Consider the following 3649-nt stretch of genomic DNA (forward strand, 5'->3'; position numbering starts at 1 on the left):
ATACTTTATGAAGACGTTTAGCCACTTCCTATCGAATCCAGTGGATTTATTTTCAAAATCCTCTAGCAATATTTTATGAAAATGTCCCCTTGACTTTTCATAGTTGGTCTTAAGATTTCTTGGCACTTTTCCAGCAATATAATCTTTGCCTTTAAATAACGTATTTCTAATTCTTTTTGTTCAAGTTCTGTTAACCTTTTTAAGCCTTTTCCATGTGCAGATTGTCTTCCAATAGATTGTTCAAACCGATAGGTTTCGCCTTCACGATACCATTTCATCCAAGTTTTAATTTGAGCCACATGTCTAATTCCTAAGGCATCCATAATTTCTTTATTTTTGAATCCTTGGTGTTTCATTTCAACTACTTTCCACTTTATTTCGGCAGGATAATGCGCCTTTTTCCCCATACGAAAAACACCTCCATTAAAATCATAACTGATACTTACGATTTAGAGAGGTGTTTTTTATCGTCTCATTCTCAGGGTTCACTCCATACAGAGAGAATAGCGTTTTTTATTTTTAAGGAGTATCTTTTTATATGCCTATAGAATGGAGTGAAAGGTTTATGGGTTTAAATGTACCTACTATTACCTTAGGTTCTAATGCGTCTAATAATGAAAAAATTCTCGGTTTAGGGGTGCTTCTTTATAGCTTACGTACAATTGAGATTAGAAAAAGTAGAGCGAGCGTTTAATGAGGCGGAAGTAGTGTTTATATGCGAAAATTTATAGAAATCTCATTTTTCTAATTGTATCTTTTTAGATTGATGGATGTGGCGTCACGTCCATCAATCTAAGAAAACAAGTTAGCTAAAAAATGATGAAAATAAACTTTATAGAAATAAAAAATATGAACGTAGAGGATGAAACAAAGTATATAGTGCTTTTTTAGTCATGTAATCTTTTAATTTGATGATCTTTTCCCCATTCAAACAGATTATCCATTATTTGCATTAAAGATTTTCCGTATTCACTTAGTGTGTACTCAACCTTTGGTGGTACTTCTTGATATACGGTACGATAGATAATCCCATCAGCTTCAAGTTGCCGAAGTTGTTGTGTAAGAACCTTTTGTGTAATGTTTGGGATTTCTCGTTTAATTTCATTTGTTCGCATTTTTCCATCCGACAAAATACATAAAATATGAACTTTCCATTTTCCACCGATTACATCGAGTGTTGTTGCAATTGGGCAATTATCATTTTGATTCATATAACACCTCCAAAGGTACTTCAAGGTTCCTATAGTACCTGAAAGTACGTACTTTTCAATTATATGTAACTCATTCATACTAATACGTAAAGGATTGATTAATTTATAAAGGGGCTGGAAAATGATGAGAACACTTGTAATTGTAGCACACCCTCATATTGAAAAATCAAAAATTAATAAAAGATGGATAGAAGAACTTGAGAAACATTCAGATGAAATTACGGTGCATGAATTATATAAGGTGGCACCGGATTGGGAGTTTAATATTGAAGAAGAGCAAAAGTTATTAGTAGAACATGACAGATATATATTTCAATTTCCGCTTTACTGGTACAGCACACCACCATTATTAAAAAAATGGTTCGATGATGTATTAACATATGGATTTGCGTACGGATCACAAGGAGATAAAGTGAAGGGGAAAGAATTTGGTGTAGCTATTTCTATAGGTGGATTAGAAAAAGACTATGAAAATAGTGGGATTACAATGGATGAGTTGACGAAACCATTCCAAGCTACATGCCTATATACAGGTATGGAATTTATACCTTCCTTTTATTTATATGGTGCAGAATATAAACTAAGTGATGAAGAGATTGATAAAAGTGCACCTGAGTATGTGCAATATGTAATGAACAAGAAGTATTCTAATATATAATGAAAAATAGCCATTTACTTATGAAGTAAATGGCTATTTTATATTCTTCTTATATTCACTAAGTGTAATCTTTAGTAAATTAATAGTTAATCTGGTAAAATAAAAAACCTAACATATATAAAGGGGAGTTTTACTTGAGAACGATGCAAAAATTACTACAAAAAAGAGCAATGCAATCACCAAATTTGGAAGCGCTTGTAGGGGGGAAGAAAAGATATTCGTTTCAGCAATATAATGAACGAGTAAATCAGCTTGCACATTATTTGTTACATAATGGTGTGCAAAGAGGAGATCGTATAGGAATACTATGCAAAAATAATCACCCATTTCCAAGCGTTATGATGGCAAGTTTAAAAATTGGAGCGGTATTTATTCCGCTAAATCATCAGCTTACTGTATATGAATTAGAAACGATTGTAAAAGAAGCGAAATTAAAAGTGTTAGTTATTGATGAAGAATTTAGTGAAGTGTTATTAAATGTTGATGCTGTTAAAGAAATCCCTTATGTAATTCAAACGACAAAAGAAGGCTTTGGTTCATTTGAATTAGAGTTGCAAAAACAGCCAACGACAGAACCGAACGTAGAAGTTCATGAAGAAGACGATGCCATTTACTTATTTACTTCAGGAACGACTGGACAGGCGAAAGCATGTGTAATTGGACATAAAAACTTACATCATTATTTTGCTGAAATTGCGGGACAAAGAGAAATCCCAGCAGGTGAACGCTTTTTATCTGTGCATCCATTGTTCCATATGAGTGGCGTGCTTTCTATTTTAAATTGTATTTATCATGGCGTTACGATGATTTTCTTAGCTGATTCGAATCCTACTCTTATTTGGGATAAGATTGAAGAAGAGAAAATTACTACGATGCTTGCGTTCCCTGCTGTTTATAGTTACATGCTTGATGAATTAAATAAAAAAGAACGTAATATTTCAACCTTTAAAGTAGCACAAAGCGGTGGTACAAAAGTGCCAGAAACACTCATTCAAAAATATATGGAAAAAGGAATATATATGGTGCAAGGTTATGGTAGTACAGAAGGTTGGGTTGTAACCTCATGGCATCCAATGATGGGAAAAGAAAAGATGTCTTCTGTAGGAAAAACCTTGAAAAATGTAGAGGTGAAAATTGTTCATCCGGAAACAGGACATGAACTAACAACAAATGAAGTTGGAGAGATTCATGTGAAAAGTCCATACATGTTTAAAGGGTATTGGAATAATGAAAAGGCGACAAAGAAGGTAGTAAAAGATAACTGGTTTAACATGGGTGATGCTGGCATGATAGATGACGATGGATTCCTGCATATTATGGGAAGATATAAAGACGTTATTATACGCGGTGGTGACAACGTATATCCAGATCAAGTAGAAGATGTTATTCATGAAATACATGGTGTTTTAGAAGTTGCAGTAGTTGGAGTTCCAGATGACTTTTGGGGTGAGGTTCCGACAGCGTACATTGTAAAAGATATGCAAACGTCTTTAACGGAAGAAGAAATTATACAGCATTGTAAAGAAAAACTAGCAAGTTATAAAATACCCAAAGTTGTATTTATGAACAAATTACCGAAAAATGCTTTAGGGAAAGTGTTGAAAAGGGAATTAAGAGAAAATGTACTTGTAAAATAAAAACGATTAAATGATGAGGAATCCAGTTATGTATGAACAGCTCCCTGTCAAGTAGACAGTGGAAATAATAAAAAACACTTTAAGCGGCTTGAACCCTGTATTCTAATGGGCTTAAGCCGTTTAATTTTTCTTGGTAACGTTCA

At 33.5% G+C, this 3649-nt stretch carries 5 protein-coding genes; 3 read left to right on the top strand and 2 right to left on the bottom strand.

All coding sequences use genetic code 11. The annotated features are described in order from the left end of the window. Positions 1-62: 62 nt before the first annotated feature. Positions 63-407, bottom strand: coding sequence for a transposase (locus MR168_RS32440; protein WP_086411986.1), 345 nt, complete (start codon positions 405-407; stop codon positions 63-65). Between the two features lie 131 nt (positions 408-538). On the opposite strand from MR168_RS32440, the gene MR168_RS32445 reads away from it, so the two are divergent. After that, entirely contained in the window at positions 539-694 is a 156-nt protein-coding gene (locus MR168_RS32445) for a hypothetical protein (RefSeq protein WP_001121202.1), read from the top strand. Positions 695-887: 193 nt separating this feature from the next. Here MR168_RS32445 and MR168_RS32450 read toward each other — a convergent pair whose 3' ends face one another. Then, a complete protein-coding gene (locus tag MR168_RS32450) occupies positions 888-1211 on the bottom strand; it encodes a winged helix-turn-helix transcriptional regulator (RefSeq protein WP_001072981.1) in 324 nt (107 codons plus the stop codon). 124 nt (positions 1212-1335) lie between these two features. Between MR168_RS32450 and MR168_RS32455 the strand changes: the two genes are divergently transcribed. Then, the gene (locus tag MR168_RS32455; protein WP_016123075.1) at positions 1336-1869 is read left to right on the top strand and encodes an NAD(P)H-dependent oxidoreductase; all 534 of its coding nucleotides are present in this window, start codon (positions 1336-1338) and stop codon (positions 1867-1869) included. Positions 1870-2003: 134 nt separating this feature from the next. After that, on the top strand, positions 2004-3506 hold the full coding sequence (locus tag MR168_RS32460; RefSeq protein ID WP_140159370.1) for a class I adenylate-forming enzyme family protein: 1503 nt from the start codon (positions 2004-2006) through the stop codon (positions 3504-3506). Positions 3507-3649 lie beyond the last annotated feature (143 nt).

The sequence above is a fragment of the Bacillus cereus group sp. BfR-BA-01356 genome (assembly GCF_022663635.1).
Lineage (GTDB): Bacteria > Bacillota > Bacilli > Bacillales > Bacillaceae_G > Bacillus_A > Bacillus_A cereus.